Origin of the sequence: Planctomicrobium mucosum, assembly GCF_051466335.1 — a bacterium.
Lineage (GTDB): Bacteria > Planctomycetota > Planctomycetia > Planctomycetales > Planctomycetaceae > Planctomicrobium.
Genome location: NZ_CP195793.1, coordinates 1,947,667 through 1,972,241, shown reverse-complemented (window position 1 = coordinate 1,972,241; position 24,575 = coordinate 1,947,667). Strand labels below are relative to the sequence as shown.

Here is a 24,575-nt window from a genome sequence, read left to right as displayed (position 1 = left end):
ATCGCAGTCGATCCCAAAGTGGCCAGCCAAGCGTCTGATCTCCTTCAGGTGAGGTGCTCGCGCTGAGGACCACAACAGATTCAGCGAGCCTGCAACCCGCTACTTGAAGAGTGGAGCATCATCCAGATCTTCTTCTGGAACCGCCGCTGAGCGCACGAATGGAGCAGGCGCTGATGCTGGCGGCAACTCACCTTCAGCCTTCTGTTCTGGAGCGACCTGAGCTTGATCAACGGGCGGACCGATAATTCCAGCCTGCTCGCCTGCAAGGAAGGTCATTCCCAACAAGAGCGCGTATGTGAAGAGGGTCGGACCAAGAGTCGGACCTGCCCATTTCAACGCAGTTCCAAAAGACTTTTTCATCTTCGGCACCGCTCCGTTCCAGCTGATCGAATAAAATTCATCCAGCAGGAGATGCGAGAAGAATCCGCATGCGAGCCCCCCACCCATCAGGAGTTTGACCCACGGTTCCGGGCTGGGATACACCAAATAAACCACCTCACCCGCAATCACCATCGCAGGTAAGCTGTGGAACATCCCTCGATGTGTGCTCAACTTCGAAACGAGCCAGGCCATTCCGTAGCGAATTGAAAAATACATCACCAGCATCACCAGAATCATCGATTCCGTTGTGACTGGGAGTTTTGAAACTTCAAGGACCTGCCCCACCGCCATCAATGGAATCACTGCGGCGGCGAGCGAAAAAACCTCTTGTCCGGGCTTGCCTGTCGGGCTGTCCAAATCGGGCAACATCCCGCCAACACCGGTGAGATAACCCGCCAGCATGGCTTCGGGAACGCTGTACTTCAACAATCCACCCGCTGCCACTCCGTAGCAAACGCCCAGCAGACTGCTAAACCCAATGTGTTCTCGAAACGATGCCATGAATCCTCCATGATGCGAACTGAATTCCACTCATCCGTGAGGGAGATCTCGCAACTGTGGACTGATTGAATTGAAGGTGGTTGTTCGAACGGATCTGGCGAAAATCTCAATGTTTATGGAATCGTCACGGTGACGCTCCCATTGAAATCCTCAAAATGAAGTGTGGAGACAGGAGGGGGATTGGTGCGCACCGCTGGCATGGCCATTGGCGGCGGCAACCGGGCTTGTACCGAATTTCGGTCATTCGAATCAATAGGAAAAACGATCCCCTCGTCTTCTCACAAAAAGACGAGGGGATCTCAAAACTTAATTGTCGCCGAAAACAATTACGGAACCAGCAATTCCGGCTTCTCTACGACCAGATAGTGCCCATGATCTGCGGTGACGATCATGACCGTCTCATCCCATGAGCTGTTCTTTTCGACCCAATCCGTCACCACTTTGACGGCCGCATCACCACTGAGCGTCGCTCCGATGGAGTTGTCGATATTGTTGTCGTGGTTCGCCCAGTCGACATCACCTGCTTCGACCATCAACCAGAATGGAGCAGAGTCTTTGTTCAAGACATCCAATGCAACTTCTGCCATCTGAGCGAGCGTTGGATTTTCCTTGATATCGGCATCCGTATACGTCTCTGCTTTCTTGCTGCGGCCAATAGTTGGATCGTACTGGCCATCAGCTGTTCGAAACGGCAGGTGTGAGTATTGTGTTCCGAAGAAACCGAACAGGCGTTGATTCTGCTCTTTCGCCAGTTCTCCCTTTTCTTTCAATTCTTCAATTCCCATGACTCCGGATGTCCGTTCTGCAACGACATACTTGCCGCCGTTCCGAACATCGATCTTCAAGCGATCTTCAAATGTCAGGTAAGGGTTTCCGGGAATCCAGTTATTCCCTTGCCCATCATCTTTGGCTCGCTCCACGCCTGCTCCGCATCCGATGAGAACATCCACGCCGGGAAGTGGTTCAGATGGATGGCTGACAGATGGAAGCCCAAGCAAGTCACGGGTGATGTCCTGGTAATCGTCACGATGAACATTGTGCGAGTATGCGGCTCCGGGAGTCGCGTGACAGATTGGAACGCTGGTCACCACACCCACTTTGTATCCTTGCCGCTGCGCGAGGTGAGCGATCGAGTCAGCCTGAGAGCTGTCAACACGGACATTAATCGAAGCGTTATACGATTTAATTCCGGTTGTCATACTGGCAGCTGAGCACGCCGAATCGGTGTATGACTGGCGAAGCTCAGGCAATTCTGCTTTAGAAATCAGGTACTTCAGGTCGAACGGCTCGCTCCAAGGAAATTCGCCAGCGGTTTCGTAGGCGTATCCTCCTCGAAGTTTCGTATCAACGGACACGACCTTTTGGGTGTTCAGATCAACTTCAGAATCGGTGCACCAAGGAGCCGTCACCATATACCCGAATTCGGTGGTGCCATTTGCCTGATAGTCCTGCAGATGCAACCCTGATCCACGTCCGCTGGTGTAGTTGACCCCCTTACTCTTGTGAATCGCTGCGATCCAAGTTGTTTGCCAGTCAGTCCCGTCAAACACAACAAGAATGATGTGCTTCTTACCCGCCTTGAGCGCTGCTTTTTGAATGTCAAACACATTCGTCTGATCGAAGTACTCCGGCGATGGATTCAGAGTTCCGTAAGGCACGTAATCGTAAAGTGCTTTTAGCTTTTCCTCTGAAGCGTAGGGGCTGTTGGCCCCCTTGTAGGAATCGAGTTGAATTCCGGCACCGGCATTCAGAGTACCGTATGTATAGACCGGGATCAGACGATTGGAATGTGACCCCCAAGCCAGGTAGTTCTCGGGATCCCAGCCCCAGTGGCCGAGGACAGACTTTCCGTCTTCAATCGCGTTTGTCTGCAACTCTCGGATGTGATCTGCGTGGACGACTCCAGGAAGAACAAAAGCCAGTAGCAAAGCACTTTTGAGAAAATTCATAGATCTAGTGTTACTCCGAATTGAATCATTGAGACGTTCGTCAATTGAATCAGGTTTGGCTTTCAGCACTGCCTTGACCCAAGTCGATCCAATCAAGTCGAGACAGAGGGGTTTAAGACCGCTCAATGCGAGACGAATTTGAGACCAATAATTCCAGCGAAGATGCACATCAAAAACGCAATTCGGGGCAAGGTGACAGGGTCACCGAAGTAAACCATCCCGATAATTGCGGTTCCAACCGCTCCAATCCCGGTCCAGACTGCGTAGCCTGTTCCAACTGGAATCGTTCTCAATGCAATCCCCAATAGAATCATGCTGATTGCCAAAGTGACGACCGTGAAAATCGACGGCCCGATTTTCGTGAATCCGTGCGACGCTTTAAGCCCGTTTGCCCAGGCGATTTCGAACAGACCGGCGATAAAAAGAATCCACCATGCCATGGAGATACTCCCATGAATCATCAATGGGGTCGTCCCCGCACCTCACTTCCGCCATCGGGTCGTCCCGAAGCGGTCGCCCGACCGATGCTCTTCACATCGCCATATTCGAGCTGAGACAAGCGGGGAAATCTCTTTCCACGCCACATCATAAAGTTATTGTTTCAAACCCCGCCAGAAATGAAAAGACCCGGCCACTATGTGTCCGGGTCGATTTCATCTGAATTTAACCCTTCGCATGCCGTCTTAACGGTAGACGCCTGCGTAGTATCGCTGACCAGTGGAACTGAAGGCCATTCCGAACCCGACCTTCGCATTTCGACTCAACACCCAAACTCGATGAGCTGGTGAGTAAATCCATCCCTGCACACAGGCTGCCGGATTCGCGTATCCCATTGCAATAATCTGTTCACCGCCGCCATGGTACATCGAGTGACGAGCGGCCATGTTGTTCGCCCATCGCTGGGCAACCTGGCAAAGCTGTTCGTCCAATTGCTGCGGAGGCAAAGAGTATTGTGCTCGATGCCGATTAGCAGCTGCGTACATTGCCTGAATGTTACCGTTCTCGGTAAGCGGCTGAGCGGGTGCCGCAGCGATAAACAACATCGTACAAGCAAGTGCGACTAACTGAATCTTCATGAAAAGGCCTTTTGTTGAACCATCCGATGGACATCCCAAACAGTCCGTCTAGATGGTCATGTTGCGAAACCGACGACGCCGATACAAGGTGCAAAACGGAGTTCGAGCAGGACTTTTCAGATCCACTTTTTAGTGCGTCGGGAGGATTGACAACTCCACGCAGCTTCGCTCAAAAACGCATCCGGAATCCCCGATCCATCCGCTCCACCTTGACAACATCTCTAGCGATCAATCTTAAACCGCAGGCACTGAGTCTCAAGCAAGCAAGGCTGCATTTCGCTTGAGGAAATCAGCGAATCGCCTTGCGAAAAGCACAGCCGATTCACACTCCATATCCGTTGAATCTGGATATCAAAATCGAAAATTGTTGGGCATTGACCGATCGATGGGTAGACGAATCCTATCCGAATTGCCCCGCGCCCGTTTGTAGCCGAGCTCAGTCCTGCTGCTCTTTCGTCGGTTCTTCAATGGTGTCCCAGAACCACGTCCGCCCCTGCCGAGTCTTTAAAAAGGCGGCGGCCTTTTCCGGTGTCGGACGAACTTCAGGGGGATTCTCCGTGTAGAACATGACGCCAGCATCCACGTTTCGCTCGCGGAGCTTCTCGAGATGGGACCTCACTGCGGGGACCTCTTGCAGCCGTGGCAAGACCCCCAGCCAAATTACTCCAAGCACCACGATGCAGATCACCAGATACGATCTGCCTCGGGGGTTTGGGACATCCTCGTTCACAAACTCACCTTTTCCTTGAAGATGATCCCGAACATCAGATAGGCCATCAGAAAGGTCAGCAGAAGATTGAGCGTCTGACCGCAGACATAGAGCACAAGCGGCTTCCCACCGACAAAATAAGGTGACAGAGTTCGAAAATTGGTTTCCAACCCGATACAGACGAACGCCAGACAGAACAGCCACGTCCTGAACATCTTTGTCACGTCGATCGTACCAGTCACCATCGCGGCTCCTTCTGAGCCCGATTGCGCGAGGTACGAGAAAACCAGCGACGCACACACAAATCCTAGGATGAACTTGGGGAAACGCCTCCAGATCTCGAATAGACTTGGAGCCTGACTTTGCGATCCCGGTTCGACGACTGTCGTCCAATAAACCGCCACACCAAACGCCACGACACCGATCAGCACGTTCTGGATCATCTTGATAAGGGATGCAACTTCGCCAGCCTCTTTGCTGACAAGTTCTCCGGCCGCTACGACAGCCCCGGTGGAATCAATCGTTCCGCCGATCCACGCTCCCGCAACCACCGGATCCATCTTCACGCTATTAATGAAGATCGGCTGCACAACCATCATGACGGCCGTAAAGGCCAATGAAAGCCCAACGGCACATGAAAGCTCTTCTTTCTTAGCCTTACAGGCTGCTGCCGTCGCGATCGCAGCGGACACGCCACAGACTGACATGTCTGCAGAGATCACCATGTTGAGCGAAGGCGACTTTATCTTCAGCACTTTCTGACCAAAGATGAACGTGGTGATCAATACAATGGGAGTCACTACCCACGCCACGCAGATCCCGGGAATCCCCATCTTCACGAGTTGGCCGAAGAGAACTTCCGCGCCCAGCAACACGAGTCCAGTCTTGATGTAGAACTCACCGCAAAGCGCAGGTTTTAGCCAGGATGGTGCCCCGACAGTGTTCGAAATCACCATACCGATCACGAGAGCCCACAGGACATACTCCAGATTATATTGGTTGATCACTTCTTGCTTCGAAAGAACGAACGAAAGGACGCCCAACAACCAAATCACAACGAAGGCAGGGAAGAATCGAAGAAATCCCCTGCCCATCAATCCGCTCCCCAAGAGGAATGGGGCCAACAAAAGCAGGAACGTCACTCCGAGTGCCGGCAACAGCGTTTTTCGAGGAACTGGACCTCCTTCCACTTCCGGCACCGCCCCTTTGATGGGCGAAGAAAGAGAGTCTACAGGATTCTCTCCCCAGACATCGGGAGTCTTCAGCCAGCTCTTCAGGGAGCTCGTCGCCTTGAGCTTCCCTTCGGCGTCAGCGACTGGTTGACCGACAGTCAGGAATGTCGCAAAAAGCAAAATAGCTCCAACCCAGATCGCCATCCAGTCCTCTGTTTTCCAGAGCGATGAGAAAGTTGACGGTGGGCAAGTGTTGGCGTCTGTATCTGACATTCAGTCCAAAATCCTTTGAGTCATACCACATTCCGCGGAAGGAGAGATCGAATTCAAACGGTAGTGATCTCAACAATTCACATCAACCGCACGCGTAAAAGCCGGTCCAGACAACAACAAATCCGATCGCTCATTTCTTGCTTGAGAATCAAGATGAACAGACGCAAAACGACGACGAAATCGCTACATGAATTCGTTCGGAGTGGATGACATTTTGCCCGCGGAGCGAAACTCCGCACACTCGACTCTGCCGACTGACTCGACGAACGACAACCCTGCTGCCGTTGGATGTAGGATTCCGAATTCACCAATCAAAAAGGCAGCCGTGACGCTATTGCCACGACTGCCTGTTCATTCAAATTCGATTGAACGTTAACTGATCAGTGAGCCGGGGGAGGGCTGTTCTGGAACGCACGATTGCGGAACATGAAATCGATAATGTTCCCTTCATGTGGCTGCAACCAGTTCAACTGAACGGTCTTCACCTTGCCGATATTCAGACGGTCGATGTTCGTGGCATCAAGCAACTGCTGAGTCCACGCATCATTCTCAGTAATTGCGGTACAAATCAACGTCGTCCCGATCGTCTTCAGCATCTGATTCTGGGGGCATTCGACCACCGACACGAACGGGAACATATACTCCGTGTTGGCAAGGAATGGTTCCGGGCTGGAACAGTGCACGACAGTCGGACGCAGAAAATCATAACGCTCATGGGAAACCCATCGGCCATTCGGCTGATATTTCGCGGTCATGTCCGTCACGCCAGCTTCTTTGATCTTTTCTTCGATCTGATTGTTGAGGGCCTCTGCGACACCTTTGGTCGTGAAAGCTGCCAACATGGAATCTGAATCTGCCATCGGCTTCGGCTCAATCGGCCCCAGCCGTGCAGCGATCGCTTCCGCGATCTCACGGGTGTGACGCGACGCCCAGATGCTACTGGCATTGATACATCCCCGACCGGAATTCGCGAAGACGCTGTCAACCATCACATCGAGATAGTCTTCCCACTGGTCGACTTTGTCGTCGCCAATCACGATCTTCGAGAATCCAGGCCCGTGCGGCTGAACCCGTGGATTGTCTTTATACTTGTCCAGCGTCTGCTGACCACCAAAAATCATGGAGCGATCACACGTTTCCATCACTGCACTGCCGCAGTCATGTCCACCCGGATACAGGCACCATGCTTCAGCCGGGATTCCCGCTTTGGTCATCGCTGCGAACATACGATACGGAGTCCAAGGTTCTTGTGAACCGGGCTTCAGAACCAGCCCAAGCTGCAGGGGAATCAACGGGAGCCAAAGAGTATGCACGCCAGGTGAATTGTTGGGCAGCACTGCTCCGAGAACAGGTGCGGTCGCCTGATAGCTGACCATCACCCCGCGACTCTCCATGCCGTACCCGCGAGTCAGAATGTCAAACGGCAGCCCGCGAGTCAGGCAATCAAGCACCTCACGCATGTGTTTCATCACAAACGCATTTTTGCGCATATTAAATGCGCACATGTGTTCGGGAATGCCTGTTGTTGCCGACTGAATATGACAGAACTCTTGCGGAGATTGTGTCCCATTTCCAAGTGGCAGAGTGTCATTCAGGAAGTAGTCGCCAGCCTGTTCACATCGCTTGCAAAGATCTTCGATAGTGAACTGGCGAAGGATCTCACGAGCTTTGAGAGCTTTTCGCATGTCCATTTTGATCAGGCCGCCGTTCGCCTGATCCATTTGGGCCATTTCGACCCCAGTCTCAAAATGGACGACGGGAGCCTTCTCCATCGATTCGTACGGTTTTCCCCATCGGATCACTGGAATTTGCAGCATTTCAACAACTCTCAACTCGGAATGCAGAGGACTTGACCCAAAAAGGGTAGCATCAAACCCCACCGAGATGAAGCCGCAGCAGCAGTTCAGAGATTCCCGGGATTCAGCAGATACTCAGAATCGCCCGTCGATCAAACTTCAAATGAATCTCCGAAGCGGGGAACAATCGCGTCTTCGTCGATATTATCGCGAATCATCATCCCTAGTGACTCCGCAGCTTCACGTTCACCGTGAACTAAAAAGACCTGCCCGAAGCTGTTGTCGCGAGTCGATTCATCGAACCACCATTTCAAATCTGTCGCGTCGGCATGAGCGCTCAGGCCGTCCAGCTGTAGGACATTCGCTTTCAAAGGAACCTGTCGATCAAAAATCTTGACGACCGACTGCCGTTTGGCGATCTGGTGTCCCAGCGTGTGAGGGGCCTGATACCCCATCAGCAGAATGGTGTTTTTAGAATCACCGACAGCATGTTTCAGATGATGCACGATGCGACCACTTTCACACATCCCGCTTGCAGAGATGACGACGAATGCTCCCATCCGTTGATTGAGAGCACGACTCTCCTGAGCATTCGCGATATACGTCAATTGCTCGAAACCAAAGGGGTCTTGATCGTGCTCCAAAGTCTTCTGGCAATCCTCGTCCAGCTCGTACATGTGACGTCGAAATAGATGGGTCACTTTGTTCGCCAAAGGACTATCAACGAAAATCGGGATGCGAGGGAGAACCCCTTCGTTATACAGCGTGTTCAGGTAGTAGGTGATTTGCTGAGTCCGACCGAGCGAGAACGCCGGGATAATCACCCGCCCCCCTGTCAGATGTGCCTCCTGCAGCACGTTCAGCAGAATTCCTTTGAGATCCTGCGGGGAGCTGTGCATTCGATTCCCGTAGGTCGACTCGCAAATCACGACATCCGCTCCGTCGGTAATCAGCGTCGGGTCCCTGAGCAGCGGCATGTCCCGTCGCCCCAAGTCCCCAGTAAAGACGATGCGTTTGCGTTCTCCATTGTCGTCGATGTCGAGTTCAATAATCGCCGAGCCGAGAATGTGCCCCGCGGGACTGAATCGAACGCGAACTTCATCGCGGTCATCCAACGACTGCCAGTCATTGAAGGGACAAGGCTCGAACAACTTCAATACCGCCCGCACATCCTCCTCTGTGTAGAGAGGCTCCACGGAAGGATGGCCACCCGGCAACTTCAGGCTGAGGTATTGAGCATCTTCGACCTGAATCTTGGCAGAATCCAATAACATCAGCTCTGCAATTTCAGCGGTCGACTCGGTACAGAACACCGGTCCGCGAAATCCCATTTTGTAAAGCCGGGGGATGTTTCCGCAGTGGTCCAAGTGGGCATGCGAAAGCATGACTGCATCGAGCGTTTTGGGATCACACTTGAACTGCTCGTTCTTCCGACGAGACTCCGCTCGAGCCCCCTGAAAAATCCCGCAATCGAGGAGAATGCTTCGGAAGGGCGTCTCGATGAGATGCTGGCTTCCGGTAACTTCACTGGCCGCGCCCAAAAATGTAATTTTCATTGCAGCACTCTCTCGCATCGAGTGATACTCGTCCAGAGAGAAATCCCCTTTCTCAAATCATCCTCTATTTCCAATTATTCGAGGGGGCGATTCGATTGGCTTGTCCCTATTCATTCATTTTCTGAATTCCGCTGCTCCGCCCTCCGGCAATGGCGCCCAATCGAATGGCGTAACATCTTTCATTTTCATACCATACACGCAGCCTGCCTTCTCTTAGCGGCAAACTTGATCAGGCAGGCTTCGCCCCCGACTGTTTCTGGACGCTCAATTGATCTCTATCGAACGACTCGAAAAATCGCCCTTCTTGAAGAGGGTCATCTGGCTGGAAGAAACTGGCTCAACAAATACGTTCGCGAGAGAGTCGGCAGCGGAAATTGTGGAAACCCCGACTCTGGTCGGAGCGGAATCCCAACTCGCGGGGAGAGGAAGAAATCAACACCAGTGGGTCTCCCGATCGGGAGCACTCACGTTCTCACTGGTAATCCGCCCGGGAGAGTCCGGAATCCGCTTGAGCCAATGGCCCATCCTCTCCATCACGGCAGGCCTGGCAGTCTGCAAAACTCTTGAGAAGTTCGCCCCCACCAAGCAAGTCCAATTGAAATGGCCTAACGACGTTTACCTGAACGGGCGCAAGGTCTGCGGCATCCTCAACGAATCCATTCCGGAGTATCCGGACAAACTTGTCGTCGGGGTGGGGATTAACGTCAACAACAGTATGCTTGATGGCCCTGAAGAGCTTCGACAATCAGCGACCGCATTGATCGATCACGCGGACGCCGCCATCCATCGAACTGACGTCCTCCTGGAGTTCCTTGAGGTTTTCCATGAAGAGCTGACCGCACTCTCAGAGAACGAACAACTGATCATCCAGCACTGCCGGGAGCGATGCTTCCTTACCGGAAAAATGCTGACGCTTCAGGATGTGCAATCTCAGGTGACAGGGATGTGCCAGGGAATCGACGACGACGGAGCATTACGGCTGATGACCGGGAGCGGCCCCATGAACTTCATCAGCGGTCAAATCATCCACTTCGACTGAACACCTTCCCATCTCAGAGCGAATGTCAATCTGCACCCATGAATACGAAAGAAACTCTCCGTAAGTTTGCAGCCTTACAACGGAGTCAGCAACCTGCTCCCCAAGAGGCAAGTCAATCGATTCTCGACACACTTGTCACGATCGACGGATGGGCTCAGGCTCAGACAATTCTCTTTTACGTCAATGTGCGAAGCGAAGTCATGACGCTTCCATTGATCCAGCAGAGCGTCAACAGCACGAAGGTTTGCGTCGTCCCCTACTGCATGAAAAACGAACTCAGGTTAATCGAGCTACAGAGTCTCGACGAGTTATCGCCAGCAGCATTCGGGATCCTCGAACCGGATGCGACAATTCGAGCGCAACATTCTCGGCAAGTTGATCCAAATAGAATCGATCTAGCAATCATTCCGGGAGTAGCGTTTGATCGTCGCGGAGGTCGACTCGGGCATGGCCGCGGGTATTACGACCGCCTGATTCCACATCTCCGCAGCGACTGCATTAAAGTCGGCCTCGCGTATTCGCGCCAAATTGTCCGCAAAATCCCGATGGAAGAGCACGATCAACGCATGGATCTGGTCATCACAGAGGACGAAATCATTCTCCCGTAGCGGGAGTCAGAACACGATCGCCCTCTTCTCTCATTCATACACCCATACGCCTGAACTCTCATAGAGACCGGCGTGCCCGTAAGCTGCCAGAACAGAGTTGGTCTTCTCTCTTTATTAGGCCAGTGTCGCTCAGGAAAGGTTTTCCGATCAGCGAACAACTGACCGTTCTTCCTCATGCACAACGAGACCGATTTCCATTCAGGGAATTCTGTCTTGAATCAGAAGCGAATCTCAAGCCGCTTCTGGTGGGTGTGATAGCGTTTTGCACCAACACCGCCGAATCCCGAGAAGCGTAGCTCTCCTTGGTATCCGGATAAAAGGAAGAGAGACACCATGTTTAAACCACTCATTTTTGGCCTGACGGTAGGGAGCGTCGGAACGCTGCTCGCGACGCATTACCATCTTGTCCGAACGGATGAACGTTTTATCGTGGTCAGCAGATCACAACAGGTTCCACTGCGAAGCACGTATGCGGACGTTCGTTCCTGGACTCAAGAGGCGTGGGAGAAGGTTCCGGAACTGAAAGAGGCGGTCATTAAAGCGGGACGCGAAGACCTGCTCGTTCAGAAAAAGCCTTCCGGTGTCAACACAAACGGCGGGAGCGCAGAGCTGTTCCAAAGTGTCAGTCAGACCACACTCAAGCCGCTCACCGAAACGATCGACGCTGTCAAAAACAGCGAGGGTCATCCTTTTGGCCCGTTGCAATTCGGCAAAATCACACTGGGCGAATCGACCCCTGCTCCCGAAGCAGTGCCGTTTGAATTCCCCCCTGCGACAAACTCTGCCCAGATTCGAACAGTTCCCGATCCAGATGAATCGACACTGAAACAGGTACTTCCAGATTCAGCACACGCTGAAGCTGCGACAACGGAACAACCTCAGCGTGGCTGGGTCCAGAACTTACTCAAATCAGTGCTGCCACAAGCTGATGTGGAGTCACAGGGAAGCTCGGAATCATCAGGACAGGCGGAGGTGATTCCACAGACTCAGCCGATCCCTGAGGCCGAAAAGCCGATCCAGTATCCCGCGCAGTCGCCCAGCAATGGAAACGAAAGTCCATCGTTCCCAGCGAGCCCGAAACGAATTCCAGTTGCGGAACTGACAGAGAACTAAGTCTCATCCTCACCCGACCTGAAATCCTAGCTGAGTGAGTTTCGTCAATTGCAGATCCTTGTGGATCCAGCCTCCAACACCCACTCCAGTGCTGGGGAATTCCTTCGATCCCACTCCAATCAGGAACTGGAAACGCCGCTGACAACTTGCCACGGCGTTTTCCTTTTTCTATCTCGAACTCGTCAGCCGTTCAAAAAACGTTCGTCCAGTCACGGGCATCGGCAGCGACTCAATCTCTTCATTGGTCGCCCACCTCCACCCCTCTCCCTGCAATTCTCGCGAGTCGCTGGCGGACAGGGATGCAGAGAAGCAGAGAAGACGAATACGAAAACGGGTGACGGTATGACGAGTCTGCATCACCTCTTCCAATTGCTCAATTCGAAGTCCACTCGCCTTGAACAGTTCCTCGCCCGCCTGCTCCACAACGGCAGCCAACTTCGAGGGAGTCAACTTCTCTTGTGAACCGACGACGCTGATCGAAAAGCGGGGAAAATCCCACATCCCTGCCCATCGTTGCTCGGCGTTTCGAAAACGGACCAGCCATTTCCCCTGGCACTGCACCGCAACTGTCGCCTCGACAACTTGAGTAACAACCGGACGCGACTGCTTCACTGGAATTTCAGCCTGAATCCCCTGCCGAAACGCTTCACAGAATTGGACAACCGGGCACTCCTCGCACTTCGGGGAAGTGGGGGTGCACACCGTCGCACCGAGTTCCATCAACGCCTGATTGAGATGACCAGCAACCTTGGATGGCTGCAATCGCTCCGCAAGAGCCCAGAGAATTTTCTGCCCCTCTTTCCCACGCGGATCACCAGAAAATCCGAGAAGTCGACAATAAAGTCGCAGCGTATTGGCTTCCACGATGGGAGCAGGCAGATCAAAACCGAACGAGCGAATAGCGCCTGCGGTGTAGCGGCCAATCCCCGGGAGTGACTGCAATTCAGCAAGATCGGAAGGGAAAACCCCTCCGAATTCTTCACAAACCCTCTGCGCCGCCAAACGCAGGTTACGCCCCCGGCTGTAATACCCAAGTCCTTCCCAATATTGCAGAACTTCAGATTCGGAGGCAGCAGCCAGGTCGAAGACCGTCGGGAACCGACTTAAAAAGCGTTCGTAGTATGGAATGACAGCTTTCACGGTCGTCTGTTGTAGCATGATTTCGCTGATCCAGATTTCGTACGGATCAGTTTTTTCCCGCCACGGAAGCGAGCGTCCCTCGCGCAGATACCACTTCCCGAGAGATTTGCGAAGGTCCCGACACCGATTTGCATCAAAAATCTCGAGCAGATCAAGACTCATCGACTCACACCACTCCACCCCTACCGAGGAGCGAGAAGGATCTCACCCCGAATAACGACAGACACTCTGATCTCAGGGACAAAGAACAAACGACCAACAGTCCCCCAGACAACCCCGCGCAATAAAAAAAGCGGCCGATGAATCATCGACCGCTTTTGTATCACACGCTATCCGATTAGCGAGACATGAAGGCAACAACTGCCCCGACGTCCACTGGCAAGCTCACGTCGTCTGCTGTTGGCAGCGAAGTAACGATTGCCTTGAGCTCTTCTTTGTCGAAGTTGATCCAGCTTGCGCTCTGATCAGCTCCTGAACCCATTTCAGAGTAGAGCTTCTGGAGGTTTGGACGATTCTTGACCGTCACAACGTCGCCAGCACTACAAAGGAAAGATGGGCGGTCAACACGGCGTCCATTCACAAGGAAGTGACCGTGGACGATCCCCTGACGTGCCTGTGGGCGAGTCAGAGTATAGCCAGCACGACGAACGACGTTGTCGAGGCGACGCTCACACAGCACCATCAGGTTTTCCCCGGTGTTGCCTTTGAGACGCTTTGACTTGTCGAAGTACTTACGGAGGTGCTTTTCTCGCAGACCGTAATAGTACTTAATCTTTTGTTTCTCGGTCAGAGCTTCGCCGTAGATGCTGGTTTTGCGTCGGCGTTGAGCCATCCCCGGTGGATAGGCCTTTTTATCCAACGCTCGGATTGCTCCTGCGTTTTCAAAAATCTGAAACCCAAGGCGGCGATTGATCCGCGCTTTTGGTCCGGTGTAACGACCCATCGACTCTGTTTCCTGATGACGTCCGGAAATGGATGCAAACTACAATACACAACTCCACCCGCTGGGCGGGGGAACGCGAGATAATGACGACTCTGGCGTGAAGCGTCAAGCCACTGCAGCGGTGGATCCGGATAGTGAAGAAATTTCTTTTAGAATCAATGTGAGGCACCCTCACCCATCCATGTCGACCGTTCCGTCGACATCTTCCTCTTCGACTCGTATGCGTCGTTCTCGCGTGCTGGCCAGTCCGATCAATGTCGGACGATTCTTCGGCATGTTTCACCGACGTTTCTGTTCCATTTCGGCTAATACTGCCGGATGGCCTAATCGCCCTGCGATCCTACAAATGCCAACGCAGATCACCCGCAAACAAATTGCGCAGAACCACTTACACAAATTCGAAAAACTCCACAGATTCGCTAAAGTTCCATTTCTCACACCTGCTGGAGCGAAACTTGAGGAAAAGCTCTAGGCTTCCGGGAAATTTCCAAATAGAAATCGAGTCGTTCAACGGCCGCATTCGCCGGTCCCCGAGAACATCCAATCGATCATCCCACCTCAAGTCACTCCAGATTCTTCGAAGAGAACCTTACTTCTCCCAGAAAATCCCGAGCCCCCCGTCTGATCACCAACAACCTGACCACTCCTCTTCGGCTTCCCATCGAGAAGTGGCCCGCTGTTGCGAACACCCCCTCAGATTTGCGCCCACCCTTTTATCAGGAGCTCTTCGATGTCCATGGACATGCGAAAGCTAGTTGCCATCCTCGCACTCGGTAGTATGACAGGCTGCCACCAGTTCACACCAAGCTGGCAGACGCGACAGACGCAGCTCAAAGCTTACGAATTCTATCAGCAAAGCCAGGCCCTCTCGGGTCAACTCGCTGATAGCGAAGCAATGATCCACCAATTGGCGATGGACAAAGAGCAATCTGACCTCCGCGCCGGTCAGCTTGAAGAGAGCCTGCGTGTTGCCAATGAACGCCTGAGCAATCTTGCACAAGAGCGAAGCCGACTCAACGACGAATACAAGAACCTCCTCACTTCTCTCCCCGCCCCTGGAGCCCACTCCAGCGCGACCGGAAAGATGTTCGAGGAACTCTGTCGCAAGTATCCTCAGTTCGAATTCGATCCGATTAGCGGAGTCGCTCGCTATAACGCCGAAATGCAGTTTGCATCAGGAAGTAACGAGTTGCGCCCAGAGACTCTGCGAACACTTCAGGAATTCGCTCAGATTATGAACGGACCTGATGGACGCCAATTCAACATTCTTGTTGTCGGTCATACTGATGAGGACCCTGTGGTGCTTCCAACTACGCGATCAAAGCACGAAACAAACTGGGAGCTCTCGGCACACCGGGCAACAGCTGTCGTCCGTCAACTTGCAAAATACGGAATGTCAGAACCACGAATGGGAGTGGCTGGATACAACAAGTTTCAGCCAGCGGCAAGCAACACATCAGCTGACGGAAAGCAGAAGAATCGCCGCATCGAAGTCTTCGTCCTTGCCTCCGACATGGCGATTGCCGGTGTTGACAACTCTGCGAAACACTAACATCATCAATACAGAATCTTAAATTTTCCGATAGGCAGTTCGCAGAAAGTGAACTGCCTTTTTTGGATGAATATTGATGCTCAATGACTACTTTCTCCCCATAGAACTCAGCGTTTCCTGGAATGAGTTTTTAGCTCTGCCTCGAAACCCCGCGTTTCGATACACATACTTCAACAACACCGCATCGATCACCGCGAACCCGCGTTATTATCACTGCCTGCTCGCTCTGTCCTCTCCGTCTGCAGAGCCTCCATCGAAGGCGGTCTCCTGTTTCTACTCGGAATTCGAACTGAGACAGGTTCAGGAAACAGACTGGCAACTGCTGCGAGAAGTTTTCAGATCAGCGTTCAACCGATCCCCTCCTCTCTCGCAACTCCAAATGTCCCAGCAACAAGCCGCGTGCGAGCGGATTCTTTCCGGGACATTCGCCGGACACTTCGGCTCATTTTCCCCGCAATCGTCCTTCGTGATCATTGATCGGGAAGCAGGCGACATTTTAGGGGCGTCGTTGATCACACTGATTCCATCTGGAAATCTGGAGGATTTCGACACGGAGCACTGGAAAGAGTCACCGCCCCCGAATGCCTTTTCAGAAGGATGGGGACAACCGCACCTCACATGGATCTTCGTCACTCCAGAACTGCAACGCCGAAGCCTTGGAACAGCATTGCTCAACGCTTCCAAAGCCGAACTCAAAACCCAGAACTACACCCATCTAGCCAGCAGTTTTCTTTTGGGTGACGCGCCCAGCATGCTTTGGCACTGGAAAAGTGGATTTCAACTCCAGTCTCACCCCGGATCTCTGGGGAAGCTGCATCGCAGCCCCTGAACTCCTGCCTCACCGTCCATGCAGAGCTATCTGCTGTACAGACTGTGACCGTCGATTTCCCCCGAGAGTGATGTCGCGAAGTCATCGGTCATCCCACTGACAAAATCCTGCATCCGCCACAACCACCAGACATGAGGCCGCTGAAGGTTCTCTCTCACGAACTGTCCTCCCCATGCCATCTCAGCACATCGGCGGGATAGGAAGGGAATCTCTTCGTAGGACTTCGATTTGCAATCGTGAATGTTATTAACAGTCTTCATCAACGCTTTCAGAATCCGCCCGAGAATGTGATACGCCCCGAATTCCATCGCCACCTTTTTCGAATGACTGAAGATGGTTTCGTACTCGAGCTTGATCTGATGCATCTGCAGTTGAGTCGACTCGTCCAATGACGATTTGAGATCGACATCCCGCACACCGTTCATGATGTTGTCAAAGTCATTAACGAAGACATCCCAATACTTGCCGATCAGGGACTTGATGACCGCTGCCCGCAACTCGGGGAGCCCTTTTTGACTAGCGTCTGCCAGTGGAAGTCCAGCGATATGGCAGAAAAGTTCAGCGACATAAAGATGGTTTCGGATTCCCATCTCCACCGCGTCTTCTAGATCAATAACGCGGTAGCAAATGTCATCCGCTGCTTCAGTCAGAAATGACAAGGGGTGACGTGAGACGTGACCACCTTCTCGCACTAACCCGAGATCTTCTGCCATCGCTCTGAAAATCGATTCTTCTGAGCAATAGACGCTGTGCTTCCGCTTCTTTCTTGCACGCTCATCGGCAGCCGTCCAGGGATATTTGATTGAAGCGGCCAACGTCGCGTGCGTTAAACGCAAATAGGCCACCTGAGGATTATCTGGACGTGCGGCCAGACGAAATCCCTGCGCGTTCCCCTCAAAATGAAACCAGTCGGATTTTGCATCGGTGAGTTGCCGTTCGTTCTCGAATCGATGTGGGGCGAACATCTCCTCCACGTGATCTTCCGCCCACACACGAATAATCTCTTCGCCAGCGTGACCAAAAGGGGGATTTCCAAGATCATGAACCAGACTTGCAGACTGCATGATCCATGCAAGATGGCTGTCGGGAACCCGTTCGTTCGGACAGCGTTCTTTCAACAGAGTCGAGAGTTTTCTGGCAAAGGAACGACCGATACTGGCGACTTCAATCGAATGAGTCAGGCGGTTGTGAATGTGATCATTTTTAGCGAGTGGATGAACTTGTGTTTTTCGCGCCAAACGTCGAAAGGGAGCAGAGAACACAATGCGGTCATAATCCACTTCAAACGGAGTTCGCTCATCTCCGCTGACCGATTTAGGACTCCCGGAGGAAGCGGGCTGATCCGAAGTGCGACGTGGACGATCTCCCGAAAGAAGCCGCTCCCATGTAAGCCTGTAAGACATCGTTATCCTCAAATCCACCGTAAATCGCTTTGATTTCGCAGCCGTCCGTCACGGAACTTCCTGCGAAGGAGCCATTTATAGCGATCAGTGCTCCTGTTTACACTGGCATTTCATGAATTCGCATGGCAGTGTCGGAGGAGCTCAACGGTCTCCGTCGGGTTAACGCAACCGAGATAACCACGGAGAAATGACAGCAGACTCATTCCTGCTCCGACTCTTCCGGTCGCTGATCCGAATGAAACAGAAGCGGTGCGAACTCATAAAGACTTCGCTTCCAAAATTCAAAATCGTGCTCAGCACCTTCGACCACTTGATAGCGGTGCGGAAACTGTTGGCTCGTGAGATCCTCGTGAACAGATTGAGTGACCCAATAAAGAAAATCCTGATCACCACACGACAGATAGAACGGGGACGGTAATTTGGCCGGATCGATTTTTTCATTGAAGAGCTTTCCATTCAATCGGGTATTGGGAGCGGGTGAGAATGCCCCCAGTGCTCCAAATGTCTCGAGATTACTGAAGACAAAATTCAACGACTGCCCTCCCCCCATCGACAAGCCAGCCAATCCGCGAGATTCACGACCGGCAAGCACCGAGTATTTTGATTCAACAAATGGAATCAGATCATTCAGCAGTTCCTTCTCGAAGAGTTCGAACGCTGGTTCCTGAGCCGGAATCGAATCACCCGCTGTCAGTGTTTTCGACGCCCTTCCGTTCGGAAGCACGACAATCATCGGCACAATTTTTTGATCTGCATACAAGTTGTCGAGGATGACATGTGGCTCGCCATGACGCACCCATTCGTGTTCGTCTCCGCCGATTCCGTGCAGCAGATAAAGTACAGGGTACTTCTTGTCCAGAGAGTACCCTGGAGGCGTGTAAATATGGGCACGCCGGACACCACCGATCGTCGTCGAGTAATAGTCGACTAACTCCAACTTGCCATGTTCTATTTCAGCACGAGGCTGATCAAATCCGGCGGGCGGGGCCAAACCACTCTCTATTTCTGATTCCGCATACAAGTCGTGCGAGGATGGAAACATCGAAAGAACCAGAGCCCAAATCAACCAAATTTTCTTCATGACCACTCCTTACTAACAGGAACACGCCAGGAAGATCATAGCAGCTTCTCGTACGGACATCGCAAGCGAAACCTGTGTGCCCCCTCATTTCTCCATCCTCAACAAGTTGGAAGCTCGACCTCATCCCGTGCAGTTATTATCAAGACAGCGTCAAAAAATGAGCCCCGATCGGTTCACGATCAGGGCTGGGGAAAAACTGACGAGTCAAAGAACGTTGCAGATCCACTCCTAATAGTTCAGGACGGTAGAAAGCAGTACTCACTTCAAAACGAGATCGCCCGCCACAAGAGTGTTGCGTTCCGGCAGCGATAAACGCGGGGTTTGAACAACGATGTGCCGGAATTCGCCGTCACGATCCCTTGAGAAAAGGGCTAATTCGCAGGGGCCATTGCAGTCGGCGTTGGACCATTTCCGCGTTTCTTATCCCCTTTGCTGTCAAGAGCCACCGGAATCGACTTGCTCGTCGCGCTGACATCGAAAGTCAACCGACTGGTGTGGGCCTTCAAGTATTTATTCGGGACCGACTCTGGAGGAGCGGGGGACGGCGGAGGAGCATCTGGTTCGAGATCGGTGCTTGGCTGTAACCCTGTGATGCTGATCTCGTACGTGCCATGCTCCAAGGGGCTAGGAGTTTGGAACTCACCCTTTGAATTCACGTTGGCAACGGTGCCGAATCCCTTTTTGATGTGAGTGAACCGAACTCCAACAAAGGGAAGCGGCTTTCCGTCCAACGAAACCGTACCCTGAACTGTTTCCGAAGGAATCGACGCCCCACCGCACCCGCAAAGTAAACAACCAAGAGCGAACAAAAACACGTTTCTTAGTAGCATTTCAAGTGATCCCATCTCAGTCGTGCAACATAATGAAGTTCATTACGCCTAGTAGAAGTCGAGTGCATAGCAAACCGTCGATCTACCGGAGTCGGCGGTGATGCCCACCGATTCCGAGATCGCACCGTTGACACTCTCCAGGGGTCCGCAACTCACGCGAGCGTGAATCGACCTTGACACTCACTACTGAATGGATGCAGGAACACCGTCGTCACGAATTCCCAATCGTTTAAAGGTGACCAGATCGACGTTGTCATTCACGAAGTGAACCGATCCATCACCCATCAGAACATGAATTCCGCCTGTGTGAGCGGACGCGTAGTGATTGGAGTTTGAATAGGCCACTCCGCATTCAAAGAAGTCCCCGCAAGGCGCATTTGGCCCGGCAATGATGGCTCCAGTTCCGGGATAAGTTCCGTACTGCGAGGTTGGTCCATCATTATTTTCCGGACCGTACCATCCTCCACGCATCCCCGTAATTCCTTGAGTCCTGTTGTTCACAAATTCCCAACTCGGACTACCAGTCCAACGAACACTGTTTGACTGCTCAGCAACCACAATCACGTTGCTTGTCCCGTCAGTCAGGTCTTTAAACCCTTTATTGACGTTGGTCATCATTGCCCCGTTTCCACACATCACCCCGTAGAAGGACAGGCAATCTCCGGCACCTTCAAGTCGTGAGCCACCAACCGCGGCATATTGATGAGCCTGATACCTCTGCGTATTCCATCCACCCGGGTTGAATCGTGCGTCGAGCGGGCTCGATGGGCAAATGAATCCTGGGACAATCAGTTTCTCGAGAATCGGATGATTCACGGTGTTGGTTGTAGTGTCGGCGTCACCAATGAAACGGCCAGCATTGAAGTCAAAAGCATTGTAAGCTGCCGCCTGATCCAACATTGGAAGAACTGCGACGCGCCAATTGATTCGCCCCATTGCACCAGCTGGAAGCTTCATGTGCGTATCATGATAGTTGTGCAGCGCCAGACCTAACTGCTTGAGATTGTTCTTGCATTGTGACCGTCTCGCGGCTTCACGTGCCTGTTGTACAGCTGGCAACAAAAGTGAAACAAGAACAGCAATAATCGCAATAACGACCAATAACTCAATTAATGTGAAACCTTTTCTTCGCTGCCTTGGTCTATTGCAACGCAGAGTGTTTGATACAGAAGAGAGTTCCGGGTTAGGAACGATTCCACTCATGAGAGCCCCTCCGAAGGATAAGAAGAGAATTCGACGAACAAGAACGATTCGATATCAGAAGTACGACAATGACTTCTCAATTGATTCGCAATCGCCATGCCGTTTGAGACGCTCTGACCTTCTCAGGCCCCTGTTCTCGCAGCCGTGTCGCGACTTAACCCGTCTTCTGAAAGCCCCTTACAGGTTTCTATACAAACACCGCGGGCACCCCACTATTGAAAACTATGTTTAGAATCACAGGATAATTGGGAAGACTCTTCCGCATTACTGCTTGGTGAAATGCCAAAACAATTAGCAGGGGACGACCAAAAATTCATCACTCTCGGTTAACAGCCCGACGGTACAGACATCCATTTATTCAGACTTAATCATAAGTCCTCGCGATTCAGATGATTACGTGATCGGACCGTCCGAATTGGCCCCACCTCAGCCCGCGTACTGTGATGTCATACCAGAACGATTCGTCCATTCCCTTTTCCCAATGTGGAAGGACAGCCTCTCGTTCTATCGAACGAACCTTGTGCCTTCCAAATAAAGCGACCTCGCGGGGCGCAGCAGTCAGACCGAGGAAATCCCAGTCCGATGACGACCAAACTTTTTGGTTGTCGCGTAGATGCGATAAACCTTGCGACTTCGTGCGCGCAAATCGGGCACGGCCAATAAACCGCGAAGATCCGAATGGGGGCGGTTAGGATCAGCCCCAGACTCCGGGGAGCGTGGCTGCGAATGCAGGCAAACAGTCATCCAAACGCCGAGCTGATCGCCGCCGGAACGCCACTCTCTCAGGCGCGGTCCACGCTAGTCGTCGAGGAGCAAGACCAGGCCAATCCCGAGGTTCGAGTTGTGTCGAATGAGGTCCAGCCGCGAAGCAATGAGACCTTCGTCTTCATCTAGATACCTGGGTCGGTCCTTCACACTGAAAAAAGAATCGAGGGCAGGAAACGTTTCACTAATGTTGGTTCCAGCCAACGTCGAATGGGTTGTCGCATTCGTTGTCTCAGACCAAATCTTGCCCGCTGCATCAGTGACAAGAATCCGTCCACGCTGAAGTTCAATCCCAGAGACGACCTTTTCAATCTCTTTTGTGAGATCCGTCACCACACGCAGAAACCCAAAGAGCACACCAGTCGTTTCGTCGTGAACAGGCAGATAACTTCGCAGCTGCACAACCCCACTCGAAACCAAGCGATCGTCGAGATCAATCCAGATTTCCCCCGGATAAAGCTTGGAAATCTTTTCCAGTGCGATCGTGTCGTTGAAGGGTTTCAAAAGGCTTGCAGAGAGAGTGCGTACATAAGGTGAGCCGCTGAGTTGCCGCTCGACCGTTCCCAGACCTGCCGGATTTTCGCCAACCTGAAAATAGGAAATCGACAGATAATTTTCATTGGCCCGCAGCAAGCCCTCAAAAATTTGACACAGCTGCATGCGAGACTCTTCGAATCCCAATCCTGCAGCGGCTCCAGTCTTCCCTTTCAGGATTGATTCAATCGGAGGGACGCTCGCCATAAAACGTGTGTCTTTTGCGACTCTCCAAATGACTGCCTGAATTCCCCGCGTCAGCTCCTGCTCTTTTCCAATCATCCCCTGAAACAGAAAATCTCGCTTGGCCTGCATATTGAGTCGCGATGAGATCCCAAGTGCGACGAGAGAAACCACCATCATTGTGAGCAGACCGCCAATCACTTGCGACAACAGGCGATGCTTCTGAATCCATCGCCAGAGCTCCTGTGGAAGCGTCTCCTTGAGCGCGGTCACAGACTCACCTGCCATCCAACGCTGCACATCTTCAGAGAGTTGCATCGCAGTGTCGTATCGGGCGTATTGTCGCCGGGCGAGTGCTTTTTCACAGATCGCTGCCAAAGCAGGATCAATATCTGGATTCAATGCCCGAACGGAAGGAGTCGGGTCGGCTGCGATTGCAGTCAACAGGTCTCGCTGCGTCCCTCCCGCTAGCGACGCGTGTGATCGCGTGAGTTCATGGGGCGGGGCACCTGTCAGAATCGCAAACAGAATTGCGCCCAGACCATAGATGTCGGTCTTTTCATTCAACTCATCGAGACGTCCACCTGCCTGTTCCGGAGACATGTACAGCGGAGTCCCCATGACTTGACCTTCAATGGTGTTTGGAGCGCTGACCTCCGCGTCGAAGTCGTTGCATTCGACAATCAAATCCCCGCCGTTCGTCTCATCAAGGACCTTTGCCAGCCCCCAATCAATGACGATCACCTGACCGAAACTGTCGATCGCCACATTCTCGGGCTTGAGATCCCGGTGGACGACTTTTCTGGAATGGGCATGTCCGATTGCCTGACAGACACTGACAAACGCTGTCAGGAGTTGCCGCACAATCAGCGGATGATCCGTCCCATCGGAACGGCGTTCGTGATATTCGAGAATGGCGTCATGCAACGTCTGCTTGCCAAGAAACCTCATGGCATAAAAGAAATCGCCGGTCTCAAGGTCTTCACCCAGTCCATAGACCGGGACGATCCCCGGATGCTCGAGTCGACCGGTGATCTCAGCTTCCCGTCGAAATCGCTCCAACGCTTGTGGGTCAGCACTTTGCGCGATCTCCTTGAGGGCGACATGACGCCTCAGAATCTCGTCATAACCGAGCCAGACCCGCCCTAATCCTCCCTGCCCTAATTTTCGAAGCAACTTGTAGCGACCGACCGTCTCACGAAGTTCGCGCCCCTCTTCCGCCGCAACCCCTGCAGAAGCATGAATCCCAAGAAGCTTGGAAATTGTGCCTGAAGTATCCAGCACTTCAAGAGTTCGTATGACAACGCTTCCGGTACGACTGTTCCCGGTCTGTGAAGCCGTAAGATCGCCAGCGACAGTCGCCAAGCGTCGCTCTGCTTCCACCTCCGCGCGCTTCAGCACGTCCCCGTCCAACACTTCCTCGTCGAGGATATGCTCGGCAAGTGAGAGGTTCCCGTGAAGCGTCCAATTCGACAGGACTCCTGAAAGCTGTCGTTCTGTCAGCAACCCCATGCGGAGCAATGTCGATGCAAGTGCTACGTCCTTCTGCTCTTTGACATAGGGTCCGGAGTTCGAGACGTACGTTGCAGAGTACAGAGAATCGTTGTTGTCCACGTCCCGCCCCTCACCAAACCAGAGCACTTCAAAGTCTTCCAACTCTCTCCAGCTTAGCACTCGTTAACCGCTTGAGTACGGACGTTTTTCAGAGATTTGCACATCGAGAAATCGCAGGAAATCACGTTCTCACGGGGACGATCTGGACTGTCTCTGACACGGCGAGTTGCGACAGTAAGTTGCAGCTACGCCACTCAGCAAAAACAGGAGTCACTCCGGACTCACTGCGGCAATGCAGAATGAACATCCCGTTTGCTGATCTGCCACACAGACGCACAAATTGTCAACAATCATTATTGATTTGTCCTAAACATCGACTAACATT

At 52.6% G+C, this 24,575-nt stretch carries 20 protein-coding genes; 5 read left to right on the top strand and 15 right to left on the bottom strand.

Features of this window, described 5'->3' with window-relative positions; all coding sequences use genetic code 11:
- Window positions 1-99: 99 nt before the first annotated feature.
- From SH668x_RS07985 to SH668x_RS07950, 8 genes are all read right to left on the bottom strand, one after another.
- Window positions 100-882 (bottom strand): metal-dependent hydrolase, encoded by a 783-nt coding sequence (locus SH668x_RS07985; RefSeq protein WP_437188167.1) that lies wholly within the window; start codon window positions 880-882, stop codon window positions 100-102.
- Between the two features lie 326 nt (window positions 883-1,208).
- Entirely contained in the window at window positions 1,209-2,831 is a 1,623-nt protein-coding gene (locus SH668x_RS07980; RefSeq protein WP_437188166.1) for an alkaline phosphatase, read from the bottom strand.
- Between the two features lie 122 nt (window positions 2,832-2,953).
- Window positions 2,954-3,271, bottom strand: a complete 318-nt coding sequence (locus SH668x_RS07975) for a DMT family transporter (RefSeq protein WP_437188165.1) — start codon at window positions 3,269-3,271, stop codon at window positions 2,954-2,956.
- A 243-nt stretch (window positions 3,272-3,514) separates the two neighbouring features.
- Window positions 3,515-3,907 (bottom strand): CAP domain-containing protein, encoded by a 393-nt coding sequence (locus tag SH668x_RS07970; protein WP_437188164.1) that lies wholly within the window; start codon window positions 3,905-3,907, stop codon window positions 3,515-3,517.
- A 436-nt stretch (window positions 3,908-4,343) separates the two neighbouring features.
- Window positions 4,344-4,637 (bottom strand): hypothetical protein, encoded by a 294-nt coding sequence (locus SH668x_RS07965; RefSeq protein WP_437188163.1) that lies wholly within the window; start codon window positions 4,635-4,637, stop codon window positions 4,344-4,346.
- Window positions 4,634-6,061 (bottom strand): YeiH family protein, encoded by a 1,428-nt coding sequence (locus SH668x_RS07960; protein WP_437188162.1) that lies wholly within the window; start codon window positions 6,059-6,061, stop codon window positions 4,634-4,636. Before SH668x_RS07960 ends, SH668x_RS07965 begins: the two co-directional genes overlap by 4 nt.
- Before the next feature lie 380 nt (window positions 6,062-6,441).
- Complete coding sequence (locus tag SH668x_RS07955) at window positions 6,442-7,878, bottom strand: aldehyde dehydrogenase family protein (protein ID WP_437188161.1); 1,437 nt, start codon at window positions 7,876-7,878, stop codon at window positions 6,442-6,444.
- A 131-nt stretch (window positions 7,879-8,009) separates the two neighbouring features.
- Window positions 8,010-9,413 (bottom strand): MBL fold metallo-hydrolase RNA specificity domain-containing protein, encoded by a 1,404-nt coding sequence (locus tag SH668x_RS07950; RefSeq protein WP_437188160.1) that lies wholly within the window; start codon window positions 9,411-9,413, stop codon window positions 8,010-8,012.
- Between the two features lie 268 nt (window positions 9,414-9,681).
- Between SH668x_RS07950 and SH668x_RS07945 the strand changes: the two genes are divergently transcribed.
- The 3 genes from SH668x_RS07945 to SH668x_RS07935 all read left to right on the top strand — a co-directional run bounded on the left by SH668x_RS07945 (window position 9,682) and on the right by SH668x_RS07935 (window position 12,173).
- Window positions 9,682-10,452: a biotin--[acetyl-CoA-carboxylase] ligase gene (locus SH668x_RS07945; protein WP_437188159.1), complete on the top strand. Its 771-nt coding sequence runs from the start codon at window positions 9,682-9,684 to the stop codon at window positions 10,450-10,452.
- 38 nt (window positions 10,453-10,490) lie between these two features.
- A complete protein-coding gene (locus SH668x_RS07940; RefSeq protein ID WP_437188158.1) occupies window positions 10,491-11,060 on the top strand; it encodes a 5-formyltetrahydrofolate cyclo-ligase in 570 nt (189 codons plus the stop codon).
- 333 nt (window positions 11,061-11,393) lie between these two features.
- Window positions 11,394-12,173: a hypothetical protein gene (locus tag SH668x_RS07935; RefSeq protein ID WP_437188157.1), complete on the top strand. Its 780-nt coding sequence runs from the start codon at window positions 11,394-11,396 to the stop codon at window positions 12,171-12,173.
- Between the two features lie 168 nt (window positions 12,174-12,341).
- On the opposite strand, the gene mutY is transcribed toward SH668x_RS07935, so the two are convergent.
- Window positions 12,342-13,475: an A/G-specific adenine glycosylase gene (mutY, locus tag SH668x_RS07930; RefSeq protein ID WP_437188156.1), complete on the bottom strand. Its 1,134-nt coding sequence runs from the start codon at window positions 13,473-13,475 to the stop codon at window positions 12,342-12,344.
- Window positions 13,476-13,650: 175 nt separating this feature from the next.
- On the bottom strand, window positions 13,651-14,256 hold the full coding sequence (gene rpsD, locus SH668x_RS07925) for a 30S ribosomal protein S4 (protein ID WP_437188155.1): 606 nt from the start codon (window positions 14,254-14,256) through the stop codon (window positions 13,651-13,653).
- 730 nt (window positions 14,257-14,986) lie between these two features.
- Between rpsD and SH668x_RS07920 the strand changes: the two genes are divergently transcribed.
- Complete coding sequence (locus tag SH668x_RS07920; protein WP_437188154.1) at window positions 14,987-15,808, top strand: OmpA/MotB family protein; 822 nt, start codon at window positions 14,987-14,989, stop codon at window positions 15,806-15,808.
- Window positions 15,809-15,884: 76 nt separating this feature from the next.
- Window positions 15,885-16,637, top strand: coding sequence for a hypothetical protein (locus SH668x_RS07915; RefSeq protein WP_437188153.1), 753 nt, complete (start codon window positions 15,885-15,887; stop codon window positions 16,635-16,637).
- Between the two features lie 26 nt (window positions 16,638-16,663).
- On the opposite strand, the gene dgt is transcribed toward SH668x_RS07915, so the two are convergent.
- The 5 genes from dgt to SH668x_RS07890 form a co-directional block, all read right to left on the bottom strand.
- Window positions 16,664-18,040 carry a dGTP triphosphohydrolase gene (gene dgt, locus SH668x_RS07910; RefSeq protein ID WP_437188152.1) on the bottom strand — a complete coding sequence of 459 codons (1,377 nt, stop codon included), beginning with the start codon at window positions 18,038-18,040 and terminating at the stop codon, window positions 16,664-16,666.
- 199 nt (window positions 18,041-18,239) lie between these two features.
- Window positions 18,240-19,121, bottom strand: a complete 882-nt coding sequence (locus SH668x_RS07905) for an alpha/beta hydrolase (protein WP_437188151.1) — start codon at window positions 19,119-19,121, stop codon at window positions 18,240-18,242.
- A gap of 371 nt (window positions 19,122-19,492) precedes the next feature.
- Window positions 19,493-19,951 (bottom strand): hypothetical protein, encoded by a 459-nt coding sequence (locus SH668x_RS07900; protein WP_437188150.1) that lies wholly within the window; start codon window positions 19,949-19,951, stop codon window positions 19,493-19,495.
- A gap of 183 nt (window positions 19,952-20,134) precedes the next feature.
- Window positions 20,135-21,154: a DUF1559 family PulG-like putative transporter gene (locus SH668x_RS07895; RefSeq protein ID WP_437188149.1), complete on the bottom strand. Its 1,020-nt coding sequence runs from the start codon at window positions 21,152-21,154 to the stop codon at window positions 20,135-20,137.
- A 798-nt stretch (window positions 21,155-21,952) separates the two neighbouring features.
- On the bottom strand, window positions 21,953-24,292 hold the full coding sequence (locus SH668x_RS07890) for a serine/threonine-protein kinase (protein ID WP_437188148.1): 2,340 nt from the start codon (window positions 24,290-24,292) through the stop codon (window positions 21,953-21,955).
- Between the last annotated feature and the right edge of the window lie 283 nt (window positions 24,293-24,575).

Bases quoted from the DNA above. Each gene is read 5' to 3' on its own strand.
- SH668x_RS07985 (WP_437188167.1), bottom strand. From the start codon at position 882: ATGGCATCGTTTCGAGAACACATTGGGTTTAGCAGTCTGCTGGGCGTT.
- SH668x_RS07980 (WP_437188166.1), bottom strand. From the start codon at position 2,831: ATGAATTTTCTCAAAAGTGCTTTGCTACTGGCTTTTGTTCTTCCTGGA.
- SH668x_RS07975 (WP_437188165.1), bottom strand. From the start codon at position 3,271: ATGGCATGGTGGATTCTTTTTATCGCCGGTCTGTTCGAAATCGCCTGG.
- SH668x_RS07970 (WP_437188164.1), bottom strand. From the start codon at position 3,907: ATGAAGATTCAGTTAGTCGCACTTGCTTGTACGATGTTGTTTATCGCT.
- SH668x_RS07960 (WP_437188162.1), bottom strand. From the start codon at position 6,061: ATGTCAGATACAGACGCCAACACTTGCCCACCGTCAACTTTCTCATCG.
- SH668x_RS07955 (WP_437188161.1), bottom strand. From the start codon at position 7,878: ATGCTGCAAATTCCAGTGATCCGATGGGGAAAACCGTACGAATCGATG.
- SH668x_RS07950 (WP_437188160.1), bottom strand. From the start codon at position 9,413: ATGAAAATTACATTTTTGGGCGCGGCCAGTGAAGTTACCGGAAGCCAG.
- SH668x_RS07940 (WP_437188158.1), top strand. From the start codon at position 10,491: ATGAATACGAAAGAAACTCTCCGTAAGTTTGCAGCCTTACAACGGAGT.
- SH668x_RS07935 (WP_437188157.1), top strand. From the start codon at position 11,394: ATGTTTAAACCACTCATTTTTGGCCTGACGGTAGGGAGCGTCGGAACG.
- mutY (WP_437188156.1), bottom strand. From the start codon at position 13,475: ATGAGTCTTGATCTGCTCGAGATTTTTGATGCAAATCGGTGTCGGGAC.
- rpsD (WP_437188155.1), bottom strand. From the start codon at position 14,256: ATGGGTCGTTACACCGGACCAAAAGCGCGGATCAATCGCCGCCTTGGG.
- SH668x_RS07920 (WP_437188154.1), top strand. From the start codon at position 14,987: ATGTCCATGGACATGCGAAAGCTAGTTGCCATCCTCGCACTCGGTAGT.
- SH668x_RS07915 (WP_437188153.1), top strand. From the start codon at position 15,885: ATGCTCAATGACTACTTTCTCCCCATAGAACTCAGCGTTTCCTGGAAT.
- dgt (WP_437188152.1), bottom strand. From the start codon at position 18,040: ATGTCTTACAGGCTTACATGGGAGCGGCTTCTTTCGGGAGATCGTCCA.
- SH668x_RS07905 (WP_437188151.1), bottom strand. From the start codon at position 19,121: ATGAAGAAAATTTGGTTGATTTGGGCTCTGGTTCTTTCGATGTTTCCA.
- SH668x_RS07900 (WP_437188150.1), bottom strand. From the start codon at position 19,951: ATGCTACTAAGAAACGTGTTTTTGTTCGCTCTTGGTTGTTTACTTTGC.
- SH668x_RS07895 (WP_437188149.1), bottom strand. From the start codon at position 21,154: ATGAGTGGAATCGTTCCTAACCCGGAACTCTCTTCTGTATCAAACACT.